At 74.9% G+C, this 846-nt stretch carries 1 protein-coding gene; it reads right to left on the reverse strand.

Annotation, left to right across the window (positions count from 1 at the left end; all coding sequences use genetic code 11):
• Positions 1 to 88: 88 nt before the first annotated feature.
• Positions 89 to 700, reverse strand: coding sequence for a CGNR zinc finger domain-containing protein (locus tag ABD323_RS15320; RefSeq protein ID WP_344442122.1), 612 nt, complete (start codon positions 698 to 700; stop codon positions 89 to 91).
• Positions 701 to 846 lie beyond the last annotated feature (146 nt).

An 846-nucleotide genomic window follows, 5' to 3' on the forward strand; every position in this document is an offset into this window, starting at 1 on the left:
CGACTTCTCCGACCTCGAGGAGATCCTGCGCCGCTGCGGTATCTGACCCGCGGCATCTGACCGGCGACTGACCCGGGCGCCGCCGCGGTCAGCCCGTGGCGACCGGCACGGTACCCACCGGCACGGTGCCCACCGCGACCGCCTCGTCCGCCGCCGAGCGCTGCCGTGCCCGGTAGGCGGCCACGTGCATCCGGTTACCGCAGGTACGGCTGTCGCAGTAGCGGCGCGAGCGGTTGCGCGACAGGTCCACGAAGACCCGCGCGCAGTCCGGCGCCTCGCAGCGCCGCAGCCGCTCGCGCTCGCCCGCCATCACGATCAGGCCCAGCGCCATCCCCAGCTCGGCCGCCAGGTGGTCGGCCAGCGCCGCGTGCGGGGCGAAGTAGTGCATGTGCCAGCCGTGACCGTCGTGGTCGGTCAGCCGGGGCGTCGCGTTCACCGCGGCCACCAGGGCGTTCACCAGCTCGGCCGCCGCGGCCGTGGAGGGCGCGGTGAAGACCGCGCGCAGCTGCTCGCGCAGCGCCTGCACGGCGACCAGGTCGGCGCCGTCGACCGAGTCGACCTCGCTGATGTCGTGCCGGGTCACGAAGGCGCCCAGCGCCCCGACGTCCGGCAACTGCTCGTAGCCGCCGACCTCGGGTGAGGTGTTCAGCAGGTCGACCAGGATGCCCAGGGCGCACTCGGTGTCATGGGTGATCAGCACGTGGGAGCTCCTCGCGTGCGCCGGGGACGGTGGCCCGCCCGCGTCGGTCATCACCGCCGAACTCTACCGGGCCGGGCCCGGGGAACGCCGGAGGCGCCCGGCGCCCTGCGCAGTACGCCCGCCGCGACAAGGCGGGGGCCAAGCGG

The organism is Kitasatospora nipponensis (genome assembly GCF_039528135.1).
Taxonomy (GTDB): domain Bacteria; phylum Actinomycetota; class Actinomycetes; order Streptomycetales; family Streptomycetaceae; genus Kitasatospora; species Kitasatospora nipponensis.